This is a genomic window from Streptomyces sp. NPDC003023, assembly GCF_042888225.1.
Taxonomy (GTDB): Bacteria; Actinomycetota; Actinomycetes; order Streptomycetales; family Streptomycetaceae; genus Streptomyces.
Map to the genome: position 1 here is coordinate 207,548 of NZ_JBIAPL010000007.1, position 21,526 is coordinate 229,073.

Annotated in this window: 21 protein-coding genes; 14 read left to right on the forward strand and 7 right to left on the reverse strand. The window is 72.8% G+C overall.

The features are described 5' to 3' along the window. Positions 1 to 3: 3 nt before the first annotated feature. Positions 4 to 738: a helical backbone metal receptor gene (locus ACFYV1_RS23400; protein ID WP_389397477.1), complete on the forward strand. Its 735-nt coding sequence runs from the start codon at positions 4 to 6 to the stop codon at positions 736 to 738. Here the strand turns inward: ACFYV1_RS23400 and ACFYV1_RS23405 are convergent. Next, on the reverse strand, positions 689 to 1,822 hold the full coding sequence (locus ACFYV1_RS23405; RefSeq protein ID WP_389397478.1) for a TDT family transporter: 1,134 nt from the start codon (positions 1,820 to 1,822) through the stop codon (positions 689 to 691). The two genes, ACFYV1_RS23400 and ACFYV1_RS23405, sit on opposite strands and share 50 nt — an antisense overlap. Positions 1,823 to 1,892: 70 nt before the next feature. Between ACFYV1_RS23405 and ACFYV1_RS23410 the strand changes: the two genes are divergently transcribed. Further along, positions 1,893 to 2,813 (forward strand): LysR family transcriptional regulator, encoded by a 921-nt coding sequence (locus ACFYV1_RS23410; protein ID WP_389397479.1) that lies wholly within the window; start codon positions 1,893 to 1,895, stop codon positions 2,811 to 2,813. A 510-nt stretch (positions 2,814 to 3,323) separates the two neighbouring features. Here the strand turns inward: ACFYV1_RS23410 and ACFYV1_RS23415 are convergent. The 3 genes from ACFYV1_RS23415 to ACFYV1_RS23425 all read right to left on the reverse strand — a co-directional run bounded on the left by ACFYV1_RS23415 (position 3,324) and on the right by ACFYV1_RS23425 (position 6,443). Beyond that, positions 3,324 to 4,007, reverse strand: a complete 684-nt coding sequence (locus ACFYV1_RS23415; RefSeq protein WP_389397480.1) for a gamma-glutamyl-gamma-aminobutyrate hydrolase family protein — start codon at positions 4,005 to 4,007, stop codon at positions 3,324 to 3,326. A 13-nt stretch (positions 4,008 to 4,020) separates the two neighbouring features. After that, positions 4,021 to 5,487 carry an ethanolamine permease gene (gene eat / locus ACFYV1_RS23420; RefSeq protein ID WP_389397481.1) on the reverse strand — a complete coding sequence of 489 codons (1,467 nt, stop codon included), beginning with the start codon at positions 5,485 to 5,487 and terminating at the stop codon, positions 4,021 to 4,023. A 221-nt stretch (positions 5,488 to 5,708) separates the two neighbouring features. Then, complete coding sequence (locus ACFYV1_RS23425) at positions 5,709 to 6,443, reverse strand: FadR/GntR family transcriptional regulator (protein WP_389397710.1); 735 nt, start codon at positions 6,441 to 6,443, stop codon at positions 5,709 to 5,711. A gap of 84 nt (positions 6,444 to 6,527) precedes the next feature. Between ACFYV1_RS23425 and ACFYV1_RS23430 the strand changes: the two genes are divergently transcribed. Genes ACFYV1_RS23430 through ACFYV1_RS23445 form a run of 4 tightly spaced genes read left to right on the forward strand, consistent with a single transcriptional unit; the run spans position 6,528 to position 11,191 of the window. After that, entirely contained in the window at positions 6,528 to 7,892 is a 1,365-nt protein-coding gene (locus ACFYV1_RS23430) for a glutamine synthetase family protein (protein ID WP_389397482.1), read from the forward strand. A 13-nt stretch (positions 7,893 to 7,905) separates the two neighbouring features. Further along, complete coding sequence (locus ACFYV1_RS23435; RefSeq protein WP_389397711.1) at positions 7,906 to 9,285, forward strand: aldehyde dehydrogenase family protein; 1,380 nt, start codon at positions 7,906 to 7,908, stop codon at positions 9,283 to 9,285. Between the two features lie 6 nt (positions 9,286 to 9,291). Then, complete coding sequence (locus tag ACFYV1_RS23440) at positions 9,292 to 10,074, forward strand: 3-oxoacyl-ACP reductase (RefSeq protein ID WP_389397483.1); 783 nt, start codon at positions 9,292 to 9,294, stop codon at positions 10,072 to 10,074. Positions 10,075 to 10,105: 31 nt separating this feature from the next. Further along, positions 10,106 to 11,191: a DUF2510 domain-containing protein gene (locus ACFYV1_RS23445; protein WP_389397484.1), complete on the forward strand. Its 1,086-nt coding sequence runs from the start codon at positions 10,106 to 10,108 to the stop codon at positions 11,189 to 11,191. 24 nt (positions 11,192 to 11,215) lie between these two features. On the opposite strand, the gene ACFYV1_RS23450 is transcribed toward ACFYV1_RS23445, so the two are convergent. Further along, positions 11,216 to 12,355, reverse strand: a complete 1,140-nt coding sequence (locus tag ACFYV1_RS23450; protein ID WP_389397485.1) for a MarR family transcriptional regulator — start codon at positions 12,353 to 12,355, stop codon at positions 11,216 to 11,218. Between the two features lie 46 nt (positions 12,356 to 12,401). Here ACFYV1_RS23450 and ACFYV1_RS23455 point away from each other — a divergent pair, with 46 nt between their 5' ends. Together ACFYV1_RS23455 and ACFYV1_RS23460 are read left to right on the forward strand one after the other, a co-directional pair. After that, entirely contained in the window at positions 12,402 to 13,361 is a 960-nt protein-coding gene (locus tag ACFYV1_RS23455) for an EamA family transporter (protein WP_389397486.1), read from the forward strand. After that, positions 13,285 to 13,923: an NAD(P)-dependent oxidoreductase gene (locus tag ACFYV1_RS23460; protein WP_389397487.1), complete on the forward strand. Its 639-nt coding sequence runs from the start codon at positions 13,285 to 13,287 to the stop codon at positions 13,921 to 13,923. The genes ACFYV1_RS23455 and ACFYV1_RS23460 overlap by 77 nt, the downstream gene beginning before the upstream one ends. Positions 13,924 to 14,035: 112 nt before the next feature. On the opposite strand, the gene ACFYV1_RS23465 is transcribed toward ACFYV1_RS23460, so the two are convergent. Further along, positions 14,036 to 15,238, reverse strand: a complete 1,203-nt coding sequence (locus tag ACFYV1_RS23465) for an amino acid deaminase/aldolase (RefSeq protein ID WP_389397488.1) — start codon at positions 15,236 to 15,238, stop codon at positions 14,036 to 14,038. A gap of 1,047 nt (positions 15,239 to 16,285) precedes the next feature. Between ACFYV1_RS23465 and ACFYV1_RS23470 the strand changes: the two genes are divergently transcribed. The 3 genes from ACFYV1_RS23470 to ACFYV1_RS23480 all read left to right on the forward strand — a co-directional run bounded on the left by ACFYV1_RS23470 (position 16,286) and on the right by ACFYV1_RS23480 (position 19,234). Continuing rightward, on the forward strand, positions 16,286 to 17,143 hold the full coding sequence (locus ACFYV1_RS23470; protein ID WP_389397712.1) for a hypothetical protein: 858 nt from the start codon (positions 16,286 to 16,288) through the stop codon (positions 17,141 to 17,143). Continuing rightward, complete coding sequence (gene mycP, locus ACFYV1_RS23475) at positions 17,140 to 18,330, forward strand: type VII secretion-associated serine protease mycosin (RefSeq protein ID WP_389397489.1); 1,191 nt, start codon at positions 17,140 to 17,142, stop codon at positions 18,328 to 18,330. The genes ACFYV1_RS23470 and mycP overlap by 4 nt, the downstream gene beginning before the upstream one ends. Positions 18,331 to 18,487: 157 nt before the next feature. Continuing rightward, positions 18,488 to 19,234: an SseB family protein gene (locus tag ACFYV1_RS23480; RefSeq protein ID WP_389397490.1), complete on the forward strand. Its 747-nt coding sequence runs from the start codon at positions 18,488 to 18,490 to the stop codon at positions 19,232 to 19,234. 42 nt (positions 19,235 to 19,276) lie between these two features. Here ACFYV1_RS23480 and ACFYV1_RS23485 read toward each other — a convergent pair whose 3' ends face one another. After that, on the reverse strand, positions 19,277 to 19,657 hold the full coding sequence (locus ACFYV1_RS23485; RefSeq protein WP_389397491.1) for a DUF1844 domain-containing protein: 381 nt from the start codon (positions 19,655 to 19,657) through the stop codon (positions 19,277 to 19,279). A 353-nt stretch (positions 19,658 to 20,010) separates the two neighbouring features. On the opposite strand from ACFYV1_RS23485, the gene infC reads away from it, so the two are divergent. The 3 genes from infC (at position 20,011) to rplT (ending at position 21,462) form a co-directional block, all read left to right on the forward strand. After that, the gene (infC, locus tag ACFYV1_RS23490) at positions 20,011 to 20,664 is read left to right on the forward strand and encodes a translation initiation factor IF-3 (protein WP_389397713.1); all 654 of its coding nucleotides are present in this window, start codon (positions 20,011 to 20,013) and stop codon (positions 20,662 to 20,664) included. 121 nt (positions 20,665 to 20,785) lie between these two features. Then, positions 20,786 to 20,980, forward strand: a complete 195-nt coding sequence (gene rpmI / locus ACFYV1_RS23495) for a 50S ribosomal protein L35 (protein WP_005319593.1) — start codon at positions 20,786 to 20,788, stop codon at positions 20,978 to 20,980. 98 nt (positions 20,981 to 21,078) lie between these two features. Beyond that, the gene (gene rplT / locus ACFYV1_RS23500; protein WP_389397492.1) at positions 21,079 to 21,462 is read left to right on the forward strand and encodes a 50S ribosomal protein L20; all 384 of its coding nucleotides are present in this window, start codon (positions 21,079 to 21,081) and stop codon (positions 21,460 to 21,462) included. Positions 21,463 to 21,526: the final 64 nt, after the last annotated feature.

Sequence of the window (21,526 nt, forward strand, 5' to 3'; positions counted from 1 at the left end):
CCGGTGCGCGTCGTCTCCCTGGTGCCCTCGCTGACGGAGGCCGTCGCCGTCACCGCGCCCGGGCTGCTGGTCGGCGTCACCGACTGGTGCAGCCACCCGCCCGGACTCGGCGCCGCACGTATCGGCGGCACCAAGAACCCCGACGTCGCGGCGGTGCTGCGGCTGCGGCCCGACCTCGTCGTCGCCAACGAGGAGGAGAACCGCGAGCCTGACATCGCCGCGCTGCGCGAGGCCGGTGTCGAGGTCATGGTGACCGAGGTGCGCGGACTCGACCAGGCGTTCGCCGAACTGGAACGGGTCCTCGTGACGGGGTGCTCCCTCACCCGCCCGCGCTGGCTGGACGACGCCCGGCAGAAGTGGGCGGCGGTCGAACCGCTGCCGCGGTCGCGGGCCGTGGTGCCCGTGTGGCGCCGGCCGTGGATGGTGCTGGGCCGTGACACGTTCGCCGGGGACCTGCTCGCCCGGCTCGGCGTCGACAACGTGTACGCCGGTCACGAGGAACGCTATCCGCGCATCCCGCTCGACGACCTGCGGGCGAGCGGCGCCCGAGCCGTCGTGCTGCCCGACGAGCCGTACCGGTTCACCGCCGACGACGGGCCGGAGGCCTTCCCCGGCCTGCCCGCCGCCCTGGTCGACGGACGGTACCTGACCTGGTACGGCCCTTCCCTGGTCGAGGCGCCGGACGTGCTCAGCGAGGCGCTGCGAGCAGCTCTCGGCGCAGCAGACCGCGCAGGGTGAGCGTCCCGGCGACGGCCCACGCCGTGACGAGGAACGCGTAGAGCGCGACCGCCAGCCACGCGTACGCCGCCAGGCCGGTGTGGTGCGCGAGCGTCTCCGCGCCCGTCACGCAGGTGCCGACCGGGAACGTGAAGGCCCACCAGCCCATCGTGAACGGCATGCCGCGCCGGGCCGCCCGCAGCACCATCGCCGCCGCGAGCGCCAGCCACAGCAGGGCGAACCCCATCACCGGCACGCCGTAGACCACGGCGAGCGCGCCGAGCCCCGCCGCGTACGGCGCGTCTATTGCCCCCGGTGCGACATCGGCCAGCTTGTTCACGGCGGTCGTCGACTGGCCCAGCGGGCCGAGCACCAGGAACAGCGACGGGGTCAGGGCGAGGGGCAGCGGGCCGTGGTGCACCAGGCGCGCGAAGACCACCGGCAGGATCAGCAGCGTGGCCAGCAGGCTCAGGCCGAACATGGCGTAGCTCGAGAGCAGCATCGCCTCCCGCCACTGGCCGGGCGGCAGACGAGGCACCAGCAGAGGCCCGAAGGACGCGGAGACCATCGGCGCGACGACGGGCAGCAGCCACACCGGCGACGCGCTGCCGGGTGCCGGCCGGTGGTGCACGACCAGCAGGTACGGCACGACGACCGCGGCAGTCAGCCCGATGAGCGTCCCCGCCCCGAACAGGGCGAACGCGATCAGGGTGGCCGGGCCCTCACCCACCACGCCGCTGCCGACGGTGAGCGTGCCCGCGCCGACGGCCAGCAGCGCCATCGCCAGACATCCGTAGAACGGCGCGACCGCGGGGTCCAGCAGATGGGCACGCGCCTGGTCCCGGTGATTGATCCAGTGCGCCGCGCGGGCGGTGAGAACGACGGCCAGCAGCACGGCGGACAGCGCCCATACGACGGTGCACACGGCACGCAGACCGGGGACGTCCACGGGCAGCGCGACCCCGGCGCTCGCCACGATCGCCGTCCCCATCACCGAGGCGTACCAGTTCGGGCCGAGATGCCTGACGGACGGCAGCCGGCGCGCGGCGGCGAGCCGGACGGGAGGTTCGGAGGGATGGGGGAGGGGCTGTACCGCGGTGACCATGGCACGACGGTCCCCGAGTCCGTCCGCCCCCACCAGGGAGCTTGCTTCTATCGCCTCATAAGCTGGTCTTATGAGCGAAGAGCGACATGTGCCACTGGCCCACCGGGTTCCCGAGCTGGGCGCGCTGGAACTGCTGCTCGCGGTCGCCCGTCACGGAAGCTTCGGGCGCGCCGCCCGCGAGCTCGGCATAACCCAGCCCGCGGCCAGCAGCCGCATCCGCTCCATGGAACGCCAGCTGGGTGTCGCCCTCGTCGACCGCTCCCCGCGCGGCTCACGGCTGACCGAGGCGGGATCGCTCGTCACCGACTGGGCCCGGCGGATCGTGGAGGCGGCAGAGGCGTTCGACGCCGGGGCGCAGGCGCTACGGGGCCGCCGCGACTCGCGGCTGCGGGTCGCGGCGAGCATGACGATCGCCGAGTACCTGCTGCCCGGCTGGCTGATCGCGCTGCGCGCGGACCGCCCCGACACCGCGGTCTCCCTCATCGCGGGCAACTCGTCGGCGGTCGCCGAGCGGCTGCTCTCCGGCGAGGCCGACCTCGGCTTCGTCGAGGGACTCTCGGTACCGGAGGGTCTCGACGGCACGGTCATCGGCCACGACCGGCTGTTCGTGGTCGTGGCCCCCGCGCACGCGTGGGCCAGGCGGCGCCGCGCTCCCCTGACGCCGGAGGAACTGGCCCGGACGTCACTGGTCCTGCGCGAACGGGGATCCGGCACGCGACAGGTGCTCGACTCGGCGCTGTCGGGATACGGCGGGCTGTCCGCGCCGCTGATGGAACTGGCCTCCACCACCGCGGTCAAGGCGGCGGCGGTCAGCGGCGCCGGACCGGCGGTCCTGAGCGAGCTCGCGGTGACGGAGGAACTGGCGTCGCGCCGTCTGACGCGGGTGCCGGTGGAGGGCGTGGCCCTCGAACGCGACCTGCGCGCGGTCTGGCCGCACGCACAGCGACCGACGGGGCCGGCGCGGGACCTGCTGGGGCTGACACGGGGGTAGGGCGGCGCGTCCGCGGCGCGGGCCGTTTCCCCACCCCGCGCCCCTTCCCGCCGTACTCGCTGCGCGGCTCCACCGCGTGGCGGGCTCCGCCCGGACCTGTTCACCGCGCTCCGCGCGGTGTTTCGGGGCCCGCCCCCGGGCCCCAGTGCCTCAAGGCGCCGGCGATGCTGAGGATGCCGCGCAGCGGCATGTCCCGCGCTCGGACCCGTTTCCGTGTTCCGGGCGGTGTTCGGGGGCTTTCCCTTTCGCCTGGCGGTGTGTGAGGTACCGCTGATGTGGACCTCCCGCGTCTCAAGCACCGGCGGGGCCGAGGATGCCGCGCAGCGGCAATCAGCCCGGCTGGGGCCCCTCCCTACCGCCAGGCCGTAGGGGGGCTTGAGGCCATCGCCCGCCAGGGCGGTGCAATGGCCCGGCGGGCAGGGCGGCACGGGGCCCGGGGGCCTGCCCCGGTTTCGGGAAGGGGCGGGTAGGGGAACACGCACCCGCGGCCACGCCCGCACCCCGCACCCGCTACCCCCGTGCCGCCCGTACCACCCCCGCCATCACCCGCCGGTCCGCCCCCATCTCCGGATGCCACTGCACCCCCAGCACCCAGGAACCGTCCGCCGGTTCGATCGCCTCCACCGTCCCGTCCTCCGCGTACGCGCTCGGGACGAGCCCCTCACCAAGCCGGTCCACCGACTGGTGGTGGTACGTCGGAACCGACGAGAGCTCCGGGACCAGTGAGCCGTACAGCGTGCCCGGCACCGGCTTCACGGTGTGCTCGCCGAAGACGCCCACCGTCTCGGCGTGCCCGTCGAGGTGCTGCACGAGCGTCCCCCCGAGTGCGACGTTCAGCAGCTGCATCCCTCGGCAGATGCCGAGCAGCGGTGTACCGGACGCGAGCGCCGCACGGATCAGTGCCAGCTCCCAGGCGTCGCGTTCAGGGGCGGGCGGCCCCGTGCGGGGGTCGCGTTCGGCGCCGTACCGCTCCGGCGCGACGTCCGGACCGCCCGCGACGACCACACCGTCGAGGCGCGCCACGACCGACGCGGCGAGGGACGGGTCGTCCGGCGGGAGCATCGCCGCGAGGCCGCCCGCCGCCTGGACGAGGCGCGGGTACCCGGCAGGCAGCAGCGCGGCGGGCAGTTCCCACACGCCCCACCGGGCGGCCGCCTCCCAGTACGTGCTGACACCGATCAGTGGCTGTGACACGACGTGCCCTCCGTCAATCCCGTTCCAGTTCGGCCTCCGCGGCCGCCAGCGCCGCGAACTCCTCCTCCGGCGCCCGTGCCACCAGATGGTGGCGGCTGTAGAGCGCGAAGTAGGCGAGCGCCACGGCGTACACGCCGAGCGCCATGAACGCCGCCTCCTTGTCCACCAGGAACGTGGCCACCAGCGCCGACAGCGCCAGCACGAAGGCGACGGACGAGGTGAGGACACCGCCCGGCGTGCGGTACGGCCGCGGCAGCTCCGGCTCGCGGCGGCGCAGCACGATGTGGGACAGCGCCATCAGCGCGTAGCTGATCGTCGCGCCGAAGACGGCGATGTTCAGCATCCGCGCGCCGTTCCCGGTGCCCGCCGCCAGCGCGAAGCCGATCGCGCCGGGGATCACCAGCCCGAGGTAGGGGGACTTGCGGCGGCTGGTCAGGGACAGGAAGCGGGGCAGGTATCCGGCCCGGGAGAGGGCGAAGAGCTGCCGGGATCCCGCGTAGATCAGGGAGAAGAAGGAGGCCACGAGCCCGGCGAGGCCCGCGTAGTTCACGAAGCGGCTCAGCGCGGTCGGGTCGCCGTCGCCCTGGAGTGCGACGACCAGTGGGTTGCCCGCCTCCTGGATGGCGGCGGAGCCGCGGGCACCGCTCGCCGCGAAGAAGGTCAGCAGCGCGAGCAGCACCAGGATGCCCATGGAGATCGCGAGCGCCTTGGGCATGGAGCGCACCGGGTCCTTCGCCTCCTCCGCCGCGAGTGGCACGCCCTCGACGCCGAGGAAGAACCACATGCCGAAGGGGAACGCGGCCCAGATCCCCAGCAGGCCGAACGGCAGCCAGGAGTTGGCGCCGAACGCGTTCGCCTCGACGGGGATGTCGTCGAGGCCGCCGGCGCTGAACTCGGTGAAGGCGCCCACCGCGAAGATGAGGAGCGCCGCGACGGCGATCGCGGTCACCACCAGGCTGAACCGCAGCGCCTCGCCGACGCCCCATAGGTGGATGCCGATGAAGATCGCGAAGCAGGCGAGATAGACCGGCCAGCCGGACTCCAGGCCGAAGAGGCCGAGGGATTCGACGTAGTCGCCGATGAAGATGGAGATCGCGGCGGGGGCGAGGATGTACTCGATGAGGATGGCGGTGCCGGTGAGGAAGCCGCCCCAGGTGCCGAGCGCCCGGCGGGCGAAGCCGTAGCCGCCGCCCGCGGTGGGCAGGATCGCGGAGAGTTCCGCGAGTGCGAAGACCAGGCAGGCGTACATCGCGCCCATCAGCAGGGTGGCGACGGCGAGCCCGCCGAAGCCGCCCTTCGACAGTCCGATGTTCCAGCCCGAGAAGTCGCCGGAGACGACGTACGCGACGCCGAGACCGGTCAGCAGCAGCCAGCCGGCGCTGCCCCGGCGCAGGGTGCGCCGGTTCAGATAGGCGTCGCCCTCGGACTCGGACGCCGGGGGAGCGGGGGACGGGGTGCGCGATGTGGTGCCTTCAGCCATGGTTGCTCCTGGCTCAGGTCAAAGGTTTGTGCGGACACCTTTGCGGCAGTGGCGCGTGGGCGCAAGCCCCCTGTGCGTAAAGCCGTTGTCACGGAACGGCCGCCCGACCCGCCGCCTCCCGCTCGTGCCCGCCGCCTCCTGCTCGTGCCCGTCGGCCCGCGCTCGTGTCCGCCGTCCCGCGCTCGTGTCCGCCGTCCCGCCCTCATGTCGCCGTCCCGCCCTCACGACAGGAAGCCCCGCAGCAGGGCCGCCGTCCCCTCGCAGTGCTCCCGCATCACCTCGCGCGCCGCGTCCGGGTCGCCGTCCAGTACCGCCTCGACCAGGGCGGTGTGCTGATGCTGGGAGTGCTCGAGGTTGCGCACCAGCAGCGGGATGCAGTCGAGCAGCTCGTTGAGCGTGGCCCGCACCGCCGCGTACTGGGCGGTGAGGGAGGCCGAGCCCGACAGTTCGGCCAGTGTCAGGTGCAGCAGGGTGTCCTGTCTGCGGTACTCGGCGAGCGGCGCGTCGTGCGTCGCGGCCAGTGCCTGGCGCAACCGGTGTACGCCGTCGTCCGTCAGGCCGTGTGCGGCGCACAGTCCCGCCGCGCCGACCTCCAGGACCTCGCGGAAGCGCAGCGTGTCCTCGACGTCCACCCCCGCGACCCGGCGCCGCAGTTCCTCCTCGCCGTGGCTGTCGCGGCGGTGGAGCACGAACGTTCCTCCGTAGCGGCCGCGCCGGCTCTCCACCAGGCCCTGGTCGGTGAGGACCTTGAGCACCTCGCGCAGCGTGACCCGGCTGATGCCCATGCGCTCGGCGAGCTCCCGCTCTGCGGGCAGCCGCTCCCCGCCGGGGACCAGTCCGAGGCGCAGGAGCTGGAGGATCTGCTCGAGCGCCTCCTCGAAGCCGTTGCCCGCACGTACGGGGCGCAGCACCGGTGTCAGCCGGTCCGCCGGCTCGCCCGTCGTACCACCCGTCATCGCCACCTCGCCGTTTCCCCTTCCCAAGCAATGGTCTCCAGCCATACCTTATGACTCCCGGCTGACCCGAGGAGGAACAATCCCATGGCAGACCGACAACCACCGCTCGCCCTCGACGAGCTGCGGGCGCTCGTCGCGAGCGGCGAGATCGACACCGTCGTCCTGGCCTTTCCCGACATGCAGGGACGCCTCCAGGGCAAGCGGTTCGCCGCACCCTTCTTCCTCGACGAGGTCGTCGAGCACGGCACCGAGGGATGCAACTACCTCCTCGCCGTCGACACCGAGATGAACACGGTCGACGGTTACGAGATGTCGTCCTGGGAACGCGGCTACGGCGACTTCGCCATGCACCCCGATCTCACCACGCTGCGCCGGGTGCCCTGGAACGAGGGCACCGCACTCGTCGTCGCCGACCTGGCCTGGAACGACCGCTCGCCGGTCGTCGCGGCCCCCCGCCAGATCCTCCGCCGCCAGCTCGACCGTCTCGCCGAGCACGGCTGGACGGCGCACGTCGGCACGGAACTCGAGTTCATCGTCTTCAAGGACACCTACGAACAGGCCTGGGACAGCGGCTACCACGGCCTCACGCCCGCCAACCAGTACAACATCGACTACTCCGTCCTCGGCACCGGCCGTATCGAGCCCCTGCTGCGCCGCATCCGCAACGAGATGACCGGCGCGGGCATGACCGTCGAGTCCGCCAAGGGCGAGTGCAATCCCGGCCAGCACGAGATCGTCTTCCGGTACGACGAGGCCCTCGTCACCTGTGACCAGCACGCGATCTACAAAACTGGTGCGAAGGAGATCGCCGCCCAGGAGGGCGTCTCGCTCACCTTCATGGCCAAGTACAACGAGCGCGAGGGCAACTCCTGCCACATCCATCTCTCCCTGCGGGACGCCGACGGCCGCAGTGTGATGGCCGGTGACGGCCCCACGGGGATGTCACCCGTCATGCGCCACTTCCTCGCCGGACAGCTGGCGGCGCTGCGCGACTTCTCGCTGCTGTACGCGCCGACGGTCAACTCCTACAAGCGCTTTTGTCCCGGCTCCTTCGCCCCCACCGCCGTCGCCTGGGGCGTGGACAACCGCACCTGCGCCCTGCGGGTCGTCGGCCACGGGCCCTCCCTGCGCTTCGAGAACCGGCTGCCCGGCGGTGACGTCAACCCGCACCTGGCGGTCGCCGCTCTCGTGGCAGCCGGCCTGCACGGCATCGAGCAACAGCTCGAACTGCCCGACGCCTGCCCGGGAAACGCCTATTCCGCCGACTACGAACACGTTCCCACCACCCTGCGCGAGGCGGCCGAGCTCTGGGAGACCAGCCCGATCGCCAAAGCCGCCTTCGGCGACGAGGTCGTCGCCCACTACCGCAACATGGCGCGCGTCGAACTCGAAGCCTTCGACTCCGCGGTGACCGACTGGGAGCTCCGCCGCTCCTTCGAACGCATGTGAGGCCCCCTTGCCGATCTCGACTTCCCCGGCTCGCACGCACCACGAGGTGCTCGACCCGGCCACGGAAGAACTCGTACGCACCGTCCCCGCGACCACACCGGCCGAGGTGGACGCCGCCGTGGGCCGTGCGGCGCGGGCCCAGCATCGGTGGGCCGCCGCCGCCCCGGCCGACCGGGCCGCACTGCTGCGCCGCTTCGCGGTGGTGGTCGACGACCACATCGAGGAACTGGCCCGGCTGGAGGTCAGGGAAGCCGGCCACACCATCGGCAACGCCCGATGGGAGGCGGGCAACGTCCGTGACCTGCTCGACTACGCCGCCGGGGGAGTGGAGCGGCTGAACGGCCGTCAGATCCCCGTGCCCGGCGGCATGAACATCACCCTGCTCGAACCGCTCGGGGTCGTCGGCGTGATCGCACCGTGGAACTTCCCCATGCCGATCGCCGCATGGGGCACCGCGCCCGCCCTCGCCGCCGGGAACGCCGTCCTGCTCAAGCCCGCGGAGACCACACCACTGACCGCCCTGCGCCTCGCGGAACTCGCCCTGGAGGCGGGGCTCCCGGAGCACCTCTTCCAGGTGCTTCCCGGGGCCGGGGACGTGACCGGGAACGCGCTCGTCGAGCACCCCGGAGTGGCGAAGATCGTCTTCACCGGCTCCACCGGGGTCGGCAAGAGCATCATGGCCAAGTGCGCGGATCGCGTGAAGCGGGTGACCCTCGAACTCGGCGGCAAGAGCCCCAACATCGTCTTCGCCGACTCCGACCTGGACGCCGCCGCGGCCACCACCCCCATGTCGTTCCTCGACAACAGCGGTCAGGACTGCTGCGCGCGCACCCGCATCCTCGTACAGGCGTCCGTCTACGACCGCTTCCTCGGCCTGCTCGCCCCCGCCGTCGAGTCGGTCGTCGTCGGCGACCCGTCCGACGAGCGGACCCAGATGGGCCCGCTGATCTCCCGCAGCCAGCTCGACCGGGTGCGCGGCTACGTCCCCGACGACGCCAAGGCGATCCGGGGCAGCGCACCCGAAGGGCCCGGGTTCTGGTTCCCGCCGACCGTCCTCACCGACATTGCGCCCGACGCGCCCGCCGCCTGCGAAGAGGTCTTCGGGCCGGTCGCCGTCGTGCTCCCCTTCGAGGACGAGGAGGACGCCGTACGACTCGCGAACGCCACCGAGTACGGCCTGTCCGGCTCGGTCTGGACCCGCGACGTGGGCCGTGCGCTGCGCGTCTGCGGCGCCGTCCGGGCGGGCAACCTCTCCGTCAACTCACACTCCAGTGTCCGCTACTGGACACCGTTCGGCGGCTACAAGCAGTCCGGCCTCGGCCGTGAACTGGGCCCCGACGCACTCACCGCTTTCACCGAGACCAAGAACGTCTTCATCAGCACGGAGGCCTGAGACACCATGACCGAGACCCCGATCTGCCGCCGCCTCGCAGGCCGCACCGCAGTGATCACCGGCGCGGGCAGCGGCATCGGCCTCGCGGCCGCACGCCGCCTCGCGTCCGAAGGCGCGAACGTCGTCTGCGGCGACATCGACGAGAGGGCGGGCAAGGCCGCGGCCGACGAGGTCGGCGGCACGTTCGTACGCGTCGACGTCACCGACGCCGAGGAGGTCGAGGCGCTGTTCAAGGCCGCGTACGACACCTACGGAAGCGTCGACGTGGCCTTCAACAACGCCGGCATCTCGCCGCCCGACGACGACTCCATCCTCACCACCGGCATCGAGGCCTGGCGGCGCGTCCAGGAGGTCAACCTCACCTCCGTCTACCTCTGCTGCAAGGCCGCCATCCCCTACATGCAGCGCCAGGGACGCGGCTCCATCATCAACACCGCCTCCTTCGTGGCGATCATGGGCGCCGCGACCTCGCAGATCTCGTACACGGCTTCCAAGGGCGGCGTGCTGGCCATGTCGCGCGAACTCGGTGTGCAGTTCGCCCGCGAGGGCATCCGGGTCAACGCGCTGTGCCCGGGGCCCGTCAACACGCCGCTGCTGCAGGAGCTGTTCGCCAAGGACCCCGAGCGGGCCGCACGCCGCCTGGTGCACATCCCGGCCGGGCGCTTCGCGGAGGCGGACGAGATCGCCGCGGCCGTCGCCTTCCTCGCCAGCGACGACTCGTCGTTCGTCAACGCCACGGACTTCCTCGTCGACGGCGGGATCTCCGGGGCGTACGTCACCCCGCTGTAGCCGTACCCCCCGGCGACCATATGGTGGCGGGATGAGCATGACGACCCCTCCCGGCTGGTACCCGGACCCCCAGGCGCCTCACGCCGAACGCTGGTGGGACGGCACGGCCTGGACCGCGCACTCCCGTGCGGTCCAGGCCGGCGGCGGCGCGCAGGGACAGCCCCAGGACCAGCACTACGGGCCTGGGCAGGGGCCGCAGGGGTACGGGCCGCCGGCGCAGGTCCAGCAGCACGGGCCCGGCCAGGTCCAGCAGCACGGGCCCGGCCAGGTCCAGGCGTTCGGGCCCGCGCAGCCGCACACCGTTCCCATGCACCAGGCGGGCGGCGGCGGTGCGACCGGACGCGGCGGCAACAGGCGGCTGATCGCGTCGGCCGTCGCCGGTGTGGTGCTCGTCGCGGCCGTCGCCGGCGCAGCACTGTTCATGGGCGGCGACGACGGCGGACCTGAGCACGAGGCCGCGCCGAGCAGCAGTGTGACGACCTCCGTGCCGACGGCCGGCCCGAAGGACAGTCCGGCTCCGTCGCCCATCGAGGCGCAGGAGGATGCCACCGTGCTGGAGGACCAGCTCAACGGCATCACACTGACGATCCCGGACGGCTGGGTGCGCTCGGACAGCTCCCTCGAGAAGGGCGCGACGATCTACACGGACGACACCTACGACTGCCCCGGCGGTGGTTCCTCGCTGTGCCGTCACGGCCGTGTGTCGTCCATCTCCGCCGTGGGACAGGCCGACGTCGCCACGCCCGAGGCGCTGGCGAAGAAGGACATCGCCCTGGCCGCGGACGCGGTGTACGGGGAGGACCGCCTCGGCAACCGCCCGCACGGCGGCATCGAGTCCCACAAGGTGCTCAGGGCCGAGAACTTCGCCGTCGCCGGCAAGGCCGGCTATCTCGTTCGCTGGCAGGTGGTCACCGGCGACGGCCCCGGCGGCTACGTGCAGTCCATCGCCTTTCCGTCGCCTGCGGGCACCGGGGCGCTGATGGTCGTTCGTTTCGCCTTCGACGCGGCTCCGGCCGCGCCCGGCCTCGATGTCATGGACGAGATCGCGGCGAGCATCCGCCCGGTCGGCGACACCACCACCGGCGGTGGTGTCGGCAGCAGCATCGGTCCCGGCTGACGTACGGGCGTCCCGCCGTGCCCGTCACCGGTCGGGGCCGGGGTCGGGGTCCGGCTCCTGGGCCAGGGCCCGGTAGAGCGAGGCGGCCGACGGGTGCTTCCCGGCGTTTCTGCCCGTGCGGATGGTCAGCTGCTCGGCGATCCGGGACACGGGCACTCCCCGGGCCCGCAGTGAGCGTGCCCGGGCCAGCATGCCGTCGTCGATCACCTTGGGGCGGCCACCGCGGCGAGGCGGCCGGGCCCGGCCCCTTTCCTGGTCCCGGTCCGAGTCCTGGTCCCGGCGGTCCAACTCCGCCGCCTCCGCCAGTACTCCGAAGAGCGTGGCGCCCGGCTCGTCCGGGGCGTGCACCCCGCTGAGCGGGCCCGAGAGGACCTCCAGCCCGACGCCGTGCTCCCGCAGTTCGCCGACGACAGCCGCGAGTCCGGCGGAGGAGCGCGCGAGCAGCCCGAGCTCCGCCACGGTCAGAACGACCGAGCGCTCCGGAGCGGTCCGTCTGATGTCACGGGCGATGGCCAGCGCACGGTCGAGTTCCGGACGGCTCCCCTCCGCGTCGCTCTCACCGCCGTACTCGACCTCACCGCCGTACTCGATCCGGATCGGACCGTTCCGCGGGGTGGGGCCGATCACGGGATTTTCGCAAAACTCATCCTCGTAATTGAGAATCTCCTCGGCGACCGTGTCCCCGAGCGACTCCAGCAGCCCCCGCAGGGTGCCCGCCAGGGCGCGGCGCTCGGCGCCGGTCAGCGCTCCGAGCACCCGGTTCTCCGTCGCGAGATGGTCGGGCAGCGCCCGGTCGACGAGCGCGAGTCCCTCATCGGTGAGCTCGACGTGGACCACCCGCCGGTCCGACTCGCTGGGGGTGCGGGTGACCAGACCACGGGCCTCGAGGCGGTCCAGGCGCTGGGTGACGGCACCGGAGGTGACCATCGCGGAGCGCATCAGCCCTGCGGGCGAGAGCCGGTGCGCGGGACCGCTGCGCCGCAGGGTCGCCAGTACGTCGAACGAGGCGCGGTCGAGGCCGTGCTCGGCGAACGTGCGCCCGAGTTCCGTGTCGATCAGCCGATGGGCCCGGGAGAGCCGGCCGATCACGGCCATCGGTGACACGTCGAGATCGGGCCGCTGCGCGCCCCACTGTCTCAGTACGAGATCGACATGGTCTGCCATTCGGCCAGCGTAGCGCGATCGTTCAGCGGTGAGGTACATTGCCTTAGTGCTAAGCAATCGAGCCGGAACAGTTCTCGCCACCGCACTGGCGCCTGCCATCTGGGGCACCACCTATCTCGTCACCACCGAACTGCTGCCACCCGACAGGCCGCTGCTCGCCGCAGTCCTACGCGCCCTGCCCGCGGGACTGCTGCTCCTGGCCGTCACCCGGCGCCTGCCCCACGGGGTGTGGTGGTGGCGCGCGTTCGCGCTCGGCGCGCTGAACATCGGCGTGTTCCTCGCCCTGCTCTTCATCGCCGCGTACCGGCTGCCGGGCGGCGTCGCCGCGACCGTCGGGGCCGTACAGCCCCTGTTCGCCGCCGGGCTGTCCGCCGGTCTCCTCGGTGAGCGGCTGTCACCGCGCACCGTCGTCGCCGGTCTCGCCGGCGTCGGCGGGGTGAGCCTGCTCGTGCTGCGCTCCGACGCCCGGCTGGACACCGTCGGTGTCGCCGCCGCCCTCGGCGGGGCGCTCGTCATGGCGGCCGGAGTCGTCCTCGCCAAGCGCTGGACGTCGCCCGCACCACTGCTCGCCACCACCGGCTGGCAGCTCGTCGCCGGCGGCCTGCTGCTGCTCCCCGTCGCACTCGCCGTCGAGGGCCCTCCGCCGTCCACCCTCACCGGAGCCAACCTCGCGGGCTACGCGTACCTCTCGATCATCGGTGCCGCCGTGGCCTACGCCCTCTGGTTCCGCGGCATCCGGGCACTGCCGACCACCGCGGTGTCGTTCCTCGCACTGCTCAGCCCGCTGGTCGCCACGCTCCTCGGCATGGTCGTCCTCGGGCAGCAGCTGAACACCCTTCAGGCCGTCGGCGGACTCGTCGTCCTCGGCGCCCTCGTCACCGCACAGACCACAGACACCCGTCACAAGGACCAGAAGGAGACGTCGGACCATGCGCATCACCGTGTTCGGAGCAGCGGGGAACGTCGGACGCCGGACAGTGGCGGAAGCCCTGTCCCGAGGCCATGACGTCACCGCCGTCGTCCGCGACCCGGCACGCTCCGCCGGCCTGCCCGCCGGCGCCCGCCTCAGGGTCGGCGACGCCGCGGATCCGGAGTCCGTGGCCGCTCTGGGCACCGGTCAGGACCTCCTGATCGGTGCGACGCGGCCGGCGCCGGGACGGGAACAGGAACTCGTCGCCACGACCGGGGCGCTGCTGGCCGGTGCCGCCCGCGCCGGGGTCCGGCTGCTCGTGGTCGGTGGCGCGGCGAGCCTCACCCTGCCGGGCGGTGCGGGTATCACGGTGATCGAGGATCCCGCGTTCCCGGCCGGCTTGCGGCCCATCGCCGCGGCCTGCGCCGCACAGCTCGACGTCTGCCGCGCCGAGGCCTCGGCGGACTGGGTCTACCTGAGTCCGCCCGCTCTGCTCGAGCCCGGCGAACGCACGGGCGCCTACCGGCTCGGCACCGACGAACTGCTCGTCGACGCCGACGGCGTCTCCGCGATATCCATGGAGGACTTCGCGGTCGCCGTGCTGGACGAGGCCGAGTCGCCCGGCCACCGGCGCACACGCTTCACCGTCGCCTACTGAGCACGGCTCTCGACCGCTTTCGACCGCTTTCAACCGTTCTCAACCGCCGCGAACCGCTCGCCGCAACGGATCTGGACGGCTCCCAACGGTTCTCAACGGCTCCCAACGGTTCTCAGAGGAAGGTGCGCCCCTCGCCCCGGTACGTCGGAGCCGTGCCGACCACCCGGCCGCCCTCGACCAGGTGCAGGGTGTCGAAACGTTCGCACAACTCGCCGGCCTTGGCGTGCCGGAACCACACCTTGTCACCTATCAGCAGGTCGTCGGCGGGCGGGCCGAGGAGCGGAGTCTGCACCTCTCCGGCCCCCTCCCGGGGGTCGTAGCGCAGCCCCTCCGGCAGATACGGGACGGGCAGCCGGTCCCGCCCCGCGGCACCGGACGCGGGATAGCCGCCACCGAGCACCGTCACCGCGCCCACACCCGGCCGGCGCACCACCGGCTGCGCGAACAGCGCGGCCGGCCGGCCGGTGAACGACGTGTAGTTGTCGAAGAGCCGGGGCACGTACAGACCAGAACCGGCCCCGATCTCGGTGACGGCGTCCTCCGCGGCCGTGTGCTGCACACTGCCCGTGCCACCGCCGTTGACGAACTCGAGGCCCGGCTCCACGGCGCGCACCGCCCGCACCACCGCGGCCCGGCGCGCGGCGAGTTCCCTGCGGGCCGCGCGCTGCATCAGCCGAACCGCGCGCGAACGCACCGGTGAACCGGCGACGGAGTCGCCCACCCCCGCGACATGGCCCTCGTACGCCATCAGTCCCACCAGACGAAACCCCGGCCGGCGTGCGATCGACCGGGCCAGCTCCGCCAGCCCGGCCGGCTCACGCAAAGGGGAGCGACGCGCCCCGACCCTGACACGGCCGCCCAACAGATGCAGCGAGGTGTCGAGTTCGAGGCAGATCCGGATCTCCTCCGCGCCGCCGGCCCGGGCCCGGTCGATGAGATCCAGCTGCGCCCGGTCGTCGACCATCACCGTCACCGCGGCGGCGAGCTTGGGATCGCCCGCCAGCTCCGCGTAACCGGCGCGGTCCGCGGACGGGTAGGCGAGCAGCACGTCCTCGAAACCGGCCCTCGCCAGCCAGATCGACTCGTCCAGCGTGAACGACATGACTCCCGCGAACCCGTCCATGGCCAGCACCCGTTCGAGCAGCGCCCGGCAGCGCACCGACTTGCTGGCGACCCGTATCGGCTTGCCGCCCGCCCTGCGCACCAGATCTCGGGCATTGGCGTCGAAGGCCTCCACATCGACGATCGCGAGCGGCGCGTCGAGGTGGGCTGTGGCCCTGTCGTAGCGGGCCCGGTCAGCGGTAGGGGGAGTCATGGCCCGAGCTTGCCAGAGACGATTACCCGGGGGTAGGGGATGTTCTGGGCAGATCCGCACGGACCGCTGGTACGTGGCCGACGCCGTCGATCGTGCCCGTTAGAGTGACGGGCACGAGGTGACGAGCCGGCCGGTGCCGCGGTCGTCCCGTCGGCGGTGGACGGTTGAGCAACGGGGGGCGGCATGAGCACGGAGGCGCAGCGCCCTTCCGGGCCGCAGCCCCCTCCACGCTCCCGTATCTCCGACGCCCTCCTGCCTCCCGACGCCGCTCCGCCCGTTCCCGTGGGCCGGGCGGACTCCGAGCGGCCTGCCGAACCCGGTACGACAGCCGGCGGCAGCGGCCCCGTTCCGCCCCCGCCTCCCTCTGGTTCCGTTCCGCCCGGCCGGCCGGCGCCGCCCTCGCAGCCGCCGGCTGTGCCCCCGTCCCGCGCGGGCGGCCCGGCGTCCGCGCAGGACCCGAACACGCCTGCCCGCCCGACAGGCCCGGTACCGCCGTCCCGGCCCGCACACACTGCCGCGACCCCGGGCCCGGCTGTGCAGCCGCAGCGCCCGGCCGGCCCACCGCCCTCTTCCAACAGGCCCGGTAGAGGGGCCGCCCCGTCGGCAGGGGGCCCCGCTCCCGGTCCGGCGCAGGGCCCGGCGCGTCCCGCCGGCACGTCCCGGCCCGGCCCCGGCACCGTGGCCGAGCCGCCTGCGGCGCCCCCGACGCGCCCCGACGGGCCGCCGCGTCACCCCGCCGTGCCCCCGTCCCGCACCGAGAGCGCCGGGGCACCCGGGTCAGGCCAGGGCGCGGGCGTTCCCGAGCGGCCGGCGAACCCCGCTCGCCCGGCAGGTCCGGTGCCGCCTCCCGCAAGACCCGGCACGGGTGCCGCCCAGTCGCCGCCCGCTCCCGGTGCCGTGCCCCCCGCCCGACGCCCGGCGATCCCCGGCGACACCGCGGGGCAGATCCCCGAGGTCGAGACCACCACACGGCTCCGGCCCGTCAAGGACGGTCCCGCGTCACCGCCGCGCCCCGCGCGGCAGCCGCGGCCCGTCGGCAGTGTCGACATGACGCCCCGGCCGGACGCGCCGCGACCACCGGTGCACATGTGGATCCCGCCCGAGACACCGGCCGAGATGACCACACGGCTGCGTCCCGTGCCGGCCCGGCGCCCCGCGCGGACCGTCGCGTCCCTCGCCGCCGTCGTGCTCGGGCTCGGGCTGATCGGCGGCGCCGTCACGGGTGCCTGGCTGACCGGCGACTCGAGCGCCGACACCCCCGAAGGCGCCACCTACGCCGAGGTGCGCACGGCCTGGCACAGCGTCCCTGTGGACACCCTCTTCCCCCGCACCCTCAAGGGCGAGGGCGCCGGTCCCGGCGACGCCGACCGGGCCTGGACGCGGATCGCGGTCGCTCCCGACAGCGACTGCGCGGTCGCACTGGATCCGCTGCTCAACAAGGCACTGGAGCCCGTAGGTTGCACCCGTGTGCTGCGCGCGACCTACACGGACGCGACCGCCAGCACCGTCACCACCGTCGGGCTCGTCTTCACCCAGGCGGACAGCAAGGGCATGCTCGCCCTGCACAACCGGTTCACGACCGAGTCACTCGGTGAGCGCACCGACCTGATGCCCCGCACCTTCCCGGCCAAGGGAACCGTCGCCGCCGGCTTCGGCAGCGCGCAGCGCGCCAGTTGGACGGTCAAGGTCGTGACGGAGGCCCCGGTCGTCGTGTTCGCCGTGTCCGGTTTCGCCGACGGCCGTCCCGTCACCGATCCCCAACCGGCCCACAAGGCCAGGGTCAAGGGCGCGACGACCGCTCCGGCGCAGGCCGGCATGGGGCACGAGGCCGTCGGCATCGCGGAACGCATCGAACAGAGCCTGCGCGGCGCCGTCGGTCCGGGCAGCACGGAGAAGCCCCGATGACCCGAATCCGCCCCCGGCCCCGGCTCGGGCGCCGTCGTCTCGTCGCGGCGTTCGCCGCCGCCGCGTTCGTCGTGCTGCCCGCGACGCCCGCGCACGCGGACGGCATACGCGGTCAGCAGTGGAGCCTCGGCGCCATGCACACCGATGAGGCGTGGCAGACCACGAAGGGCGAGGGCATCACGGTCGCGGTGCTCGACACGGGCGTCGACGACCAGCACCCCGACCTCGCCGGTTCCGTGCTGCCGGGCAAGGACTTCATCGGGTTCGGCGCCGAGCGCGGCGACCGTGCGTGGGCCCGGCACGGCACGGCGATGGCCGGCATCATCGCCGCCCACGGCCACGGCCCCGGCGGCGATTCCGGAGTGCTCGGCATCGCGCCGGACGCGAAGATCCTGCCGGTCCGGGTCATCCTCGAAGGCGGCGACAAGGCCCGCGACAAGGCCAGGAAGTCCCGCGGCACCGCCCTGGCCCAGGGAATCCGCTGGGCGGCCGACCAGGGCGCCGACGTGATCAACCTCTCGCTCGGCGACGACAGCGAATCCGCCCACCCGGAGGCCGGCGAGGACGCGGCCGTCCAGTACGCCCTCTCCAAGGGCTCGGTCGTCGTCGCCTCCGCGGGCAACGGCGGCGAGAAGGGTGACCGGGTCTCGTACCCCGCCGCCTACCCGGGCGTCATCGCGGTGACCGCCGTGGACCGCTGGGGCACCCACGCGTCGTTCTCCACCCGCCGCTGGTACGCCACCGTCAGCGCGCCCGGCGTCAACATCGTGATCGCCGACCCGGACCGCCGGTACTACGAGGGCTGGGGCACCAGCGCGGCCGCGGCCTTCGTGTCCGGCGCCGTCGCCCTGGTGCGGGCCGCGCATCCGGATCTGACGCCCGCCCAGATCAAGAAGCTCCTCATCGACACCGCGCGCGACGCCCCCAAGGGCGGCCGGGACGACGCCAAGGGATACGGCATGGTCGACCCCGCCGCGGCGATCGCGGAGGGTGCCGAGCTGCGCCCCGGTGATGTGAAGGCGGCGACGACGGGCTACAGCAAGGAGTACTTCGGTCCCGGCCCCGCGCCGGCCGACGAGGGCGGCGGGCCGGGCGGCTGGCTGGCCGCGGTCGCCGGCGGCGTCGGCGCCCTGCTGCTCGCCACCTCCGTCGTCCTGTGGCGCGGCGGCCGTACACGCCACCCCTGAGCGCACTCTGCACTCCGCAGCGCTCGCAACGCCGCAGCGCTCGCAACGCCGCAGCGCTCGCACCCCGCAGCGCCCGCACCCAGGGGCGCCCGGGCTCCGGTGGCAGCGGCCGCTGACCGCGCGCAGGGCCCTGCGAACAGGGCGTTAGGCTCGTCGCGTGGCGCTCAAGAACATTCCCGATCCCGGTTTCTCCGATGACGACGGCACTGCCGACCCGGCCCTGGAGGCGGCACTCGCCGCCTGGTCCGAGGACAGCACCGCCGAACAGCCGGTTCTCGAGGCACTGAGGGGCGCCCGGCTCCTGGTCCCCGTGGTGGCCGTGCTCGGCGAGGCCGAGGAGGACCCGGAGACCGGCCTGCGCCGCGAGAAGACCAGCGACATGGCCGTACCGACGCTCACGGCGGGCTCCCGCCGGGCCCTCCCGGCGTTCACGTCCCTCGCCTCCCTCGCCCGGTGGGACCCGCAGGCGCGGCCCGTGGCCGTTCCCCTGCACCAGGCGCTCCAGGCCGCCGCCCACGAGAAGGCGGACACCCTCGTGCTCGACCTGGCCGGGCCCGTCCCGTACCAGCTGACCGGCCCCGCGCTGCTCGCCCTGGCCGAGGGCCGCACGAGCACCGATCCGCTCGCCGACCCCGCCGTCACCGAGGCGCTGCGGGCGGCCGTCGCCGCGGAGCCGGCGGTCCTGCGGGCGCACCTGGGCCCCGGCCGGGACGCGGACGGCACGCTGGCGCTCGTCCTCGCGGCGGACGCGGCGCCGGCGGAGGCCGGCCGGCGTGTGGCGCAGGCGCTGGCGGCCGACGACGTACTGAGGGCCCGCCTGGTGCGGGGCCTCGACCTGGCGTTCCTGCCGGCCGGGGCCACCGCTCCGGGCGAGCCCTTCTATGTGAGACAGAGCTCTGTGTGAAGCAGAGCGAGATGTGTGAGCAGGTGAAGAGGGGAGCCGGGGTCAGCCGTAGACCGGTCCGGTGTACTTCTCGCCGGGGCCCTGACCGGGCTCGTCAGGCACCAGGGACGCCTCGCGGAAGGCCAGCTGCAGCGACTTCAGGCCGTCCCGCAGCGGTGCCGCGTGGAACGAGCTGATCTCCGTCGTACTGGCGTCCAGCAGTCCGGCCAGGGCGTGGACCAGCTTGCGGGCCTCGTCGAGGTCCTTGTGGTCCTCGGCGTCCTCGGTCAGACCGAGCTTCACCGCCGCCGCGCTCATCAGGTTCACCGCGACCGTGACGATCACCTCGACGGCGGGGACCTCGGCGATGTCACGCGTCATGGCGTCGAAGTCGGGAGAGTCGGGTGATCCGGGTGTTTCATCGGGGGAGGTCGCGTCACTCATGACGCACACGATATGCCCCGCCGCGCGCGCCTCCCGTTCGGCCGCCGGTTAGCCCCGTCCCTCCGGAGCTGCTAACCTTGTGTGACGACCGGCCGGACACCTCGGTGCCCGGCCCACAAGTGGAGGCTCCGATCTCCCACCTGGCTGCCCCTCGGGGCGGCGGGTCACCGGTCAGGCGGTTGCCATCGTTCCGTACGGACGATGGAGTCGCCCGATGTGCGCCCCGCGTGGACCGCGGCGGTGTTCCGGTATTTCAGGAGCATCCGCCTGTGTCCCGTCCGGGGCGTTTTTGGTGTTCCGGCAGCGGTTGGTCTGATGAAACAGACGTATGCGCGGCTGTCTGCCAGACATCCGTGTGGTGCTACTTAGGAGGATCCATCAGCGCCGAGCCCCGCATCAACGACCGGATTCGCGTTCCCGAAGTGCGACTTGTCGGTCCCAGCGGCGAGCAGGTCGGGATTGTTCCGCTTGCCAAAGCCCTTGAGCTTGCTCAGGAGTACGACCTCGACCTCGTCGAGGTGGCGGCGAACGCCCGTCCGCCCGTCTGCAAGCTCATGGACTACGGGAAGTTCAAGTACGAGTCGGCCATGAAGGCCCGTGAGGCGCGCAAGAACCAGGCGCACACGGTCATCAAGGAAATGAAGCTCCGGCCGAAGATCGACCCGCACGACTACGACACCAAAAAGGGTCACGTCGTCCGGTTCCTCAAGCAGGGCGACAAGGTCAAGATCACGATCATGTTCCGTGGTCGTGAGCAGTCCCGCCCCGAGCTTGGCTTCCGTCTGCTGCAGCGTCTCGCGGCGGACGTCGAGGAACTCGGCTTCATCGAGTCGAACCCGAAGCAGGACGGCCGGAACATGATCATGGTTCTCGGCCCCCACAAGAAGAAGACCGAGGCGATGGCCGAGGCGCGTGAGGCCCAGGCCGCACGCAAGGCCGAGCGCCAGGGCTCGCAGGAGGGCGAGGGCGTCGAAGCCGCCCCGACCGACACACCTTCCGAGGCGTGACCGAGGGGCTGTCCGCGCGGCAGCCCCGGGTCCGGCCCGGAACCCATAAACCCAAGATCTGACGCTCCCGCAGTCCGGTGCCCGCACCGGGGGAGCGCCACTGACGAGGAGATACGGCGCGATGCCGAAGAACAAGACGCACAGCGGTGCCAAGAAGCGCTTCAAGATCACCGGCTCCGGCAAGGTGCTCCGTGAGCGTGCCGGCAAGCGCCACCTGCTCGAGCACAAGCCGTCCAAGCTGACGCGCCGCCTGACCGGCAACGCCGAGATGGCCCCGGGCGACTCGAAGACCATCAAGAAGCTTCTCGGCAAGTGACGTTCGTGTCCCCGACCGGGGACACGCGCCGAGACCGGGACCAATTCGTTTCCGGGCCGTGTGACCACACCCACGGCCCCGCTACAAGGAGTTAACAAGTGGCACGCGTCAAGCGGGCAGTCAACGCCCACAAGAAGCGCCGGGCGATCCTCGAGCAGGCCAGCGGTTACCGCGGTCAGCGTTCGCGCCTGTACCGCAAGGCCAAGGAGCAGGTCACCCACTCCCTGGTCTACAACTACAACGACCGCAAGAAGCGCAAGGGCGACTTCCGTCAGCTGTGGATCCAGCGCATCAACGCCGCTGCCCGCCAGAACGGCATGACGTACAACCGCCTCATCCAGGGTCTGAAGGCCGCCAACATCGAGGTGGACCGCAAGATCCTGGCCGAGCTCGCCGTGAACGACGCCGCCGCGTTCGCCGCGCTCGTCGAGGTCGCGCAGAAGGCGCTGCCGAGCGACGTCAACGCGCCCAAGGCCGCCTGACGCCCGCACAGAGCCGACCGGACCCGCAGGCCTCGGCCTGCGGGTCCGGTGTGTTCCGGCGCAC

Bases quoted from the DNA above. Each gene is read 5' to 3' on its own strand.
- ACFYV1_RS23450 (WP_389397485.1), bottom strand. From the start codon at position 12,355: ATGGCAGACCATGTCGATCTCGTACTGAGACAGTGGGGCGCGCAGCGG.
- ACFYV1_RS23405 (WP_389397478.1), bottom strand. From the start codon at position 1,822: ATGGTCACCGCGGTACAGCCCCTCCCCCATCCCTCCGAACCTCCCGTC.
- ACFYV1_RS23430 (WP_389397482.1), top strand. From the start codon at position 6,528: ATGGCAGACCGACAACCACCGCTCGCCCTCGACGAGCTGCGGGCGCTC.
- ACFYV1_RS23410 (WP_389397479.1), top strand. From the start codon at position 1,893: ATGAGCGAAGAGCGACATGTGCCACTGGCCCACCGGGTTCCCGAGCTG.
- rpmI (WP_005319593.1), top strand. From the start codon at position 20,786: ATGCCGAAGAACAAGACGCACAGCGGTGCCAAGAAGCGCTTCAAGATC.
- ACFYV1_RS23470 (WP_389397712.1), top strand. From the start codon at position 16,286: ATGACGCCCCGGCCGGACGCGCCGCGACCACCGGTGCACATGTGGATC.
- ACFYV1_RS23465 (WP_389397488.1), bottom strand. From the start codon at position 15,238: ATGACTCCCCCTACCGCTGACCGGGCCCGCTACGACAGGGCCACAGCC.
- ACFYV1_RS23460 (WP_389397487.1), top strand. From the start codon at position 13,285: ATGCGCATCACCGTGTTCGGAGCAGCGGGGAACGTCGGACGCCGGACA.
- ACFYV1_RS23445 (WP_389397484.1), top strand. From the start codon at position 10,106: ATGAGCATGACGACCCCTCCCGGCTGGTACCCGGACCCCCAGGCGCCT.
- ACFYV1_RS23440 (WP_389397483.1), top strand. From the start codon at position 9,292: ATGACCGAGACCCCGATCTGCCGCCGCCTCGCAGGCCGCACCGCAGTG.
- ACFYV1_RS23425 (WP_389397710.1), bottom strand. From the start codon at position 6,443: ATGACGGGTGGTACGACGGGCGAGCCGGCGGACCGGCTGACACCGGTG.
- mycP (WP_389397489.1), top strand. From the start codon at position 17,140: ATGACCCGAATCCGCCCCCGGCCCCGGCTCGGGCGCCGTCGTCTCGTC.
- ACFYV1_RS23485 (WP_389397491.1), bottom strand. From the start codon at position 19,657: ATGAGTGACGCGACCTCCCCCGATGAAACACCCGGATCACCCGACTCT.
- eat (WP_389397481.1), bottom strand. From the start codon at position 5,487: ATGGCTGAAGGCACCACATCGCGCACCCCGTCCCCCGCTCCCCCGGCG.